Here is a 1,145-nt window from a genome sequence, read left to right as displayed (position 1 = left end):
GAGGAGCTGGCGGGCGATGACCATGCGCTGGATCTGGTTGGTGCCCTCGTAGATCTGGGTGATCTTGGCGTCGCGCATCATCCGCTCCACCGGGAACTCGCGCGTGTACCCGTAGCCGCCCAGCAGCTGGACCGCGTCGGTGGTGACGTCCATCGCCACGTCCGAGGCCAGCGCCTTGCACGCCGACGACACCAGCGTCAGGTCCGCGACCTGCTCGCCCAGCATCGCCCGCTCGGACTTGATCGCGGCGTGGTAGGTCAGCTGGCGGGCGCCTTCCAGCCGCATCGCCATGTCGGCCAGCATGAACTGCACACCCTGGAAATCGGCGACGGGCCTGCCGAACTGGCGGCGGTCCTTGACGTACCCGACCGCGAAGTCCAGCGCGCCCTGCGCGATCCCCAGCGCCTGCGCGGCGATGGTGATGCGGGTGTGGTCCAGCGTGGCCAGCGCCGTCTTGAACCCCGTCCCCTCCGCGCCGATGATCCGGTCGCCCGGGATGCGCACGTCCTCCAGGATGACCTGGCGGGTCGGGGAGCCCTTGATGCCCAGCTTGCGCTCCTTGGGCCCGAACGACACCCCCGGGTCGCCCTTCTCCACCACGAACGCCGAGATCCCCCGCGCACCGGCCGACGGATCGGTCACCGCCATCACCGTGTAGAACTCCGACACACCCGCGTTGGTGATCCACATCTTGGTGCCGTTGAGCACCCAGTCCCCGCCCTCGCGCACCGCACGCGTCTTCATCCCCGCCGCATCCGACCCGGCGTCGGCCTCCGACAACGCGTAGGAGAACATCGCCTCACCCCGCGCCACCGGCGCCAGGTACCTGCGCTTGAGCTCCTCCGAGCCCGACAGCAGGATCGGGACGGTGCCCAGCTTGTTCACCGCCGGAATCAGCGACGAGGACGCACACGCGCGGGCGACCTCCTCGATCACGATCACCGTGGCGAGCGCATCGGCTCCCGCGCCGCCGTACGATTCGGGCACGTGCACCGCATGCAGGTCGCCGGCCGCCAGCGCGTCCAGCGCCTCCCGCGGGAACCGCGACTCCTCGTCCACCTCCGCCGCGAAAGGAGCGATCTTGGCATCGGCCAGCTCACGCACCGTCCGCCGCAGCAGCTCATGCTCCTCCGACGGCGCGTACG

1 protein-coding gene is annotated in these 1,145 nt (G+C 70.1%); it reads right to left on the bottom strand.

Annotated elements, in window-relative coordinates; genetic code table 11:
- Nucleotides 1–1,145: acyl-CoA dehydrogenase (locus tag E1266_RS37340; RefSeq protein WP_207946166.1), on the bottom strand; the 1,145-nt coding region annotated here is incomplete at both ends.

The organism is Actinomadura sp. 7K534 (genome assembly GCF_004348575.1).
GTDB classification, from domain to species: domain Bacteria; phylum Actinomycetota; class Actinomycetes; order Streptosporangiales; family Streptosporangiaceae; genus Spirillospora; species Spirillospora livida.
The sequence above is the reverse complement of the archived record's forward strand: the minus strand, read 5'-3'. Positions and strand labels throughout refer to the sequence as shown.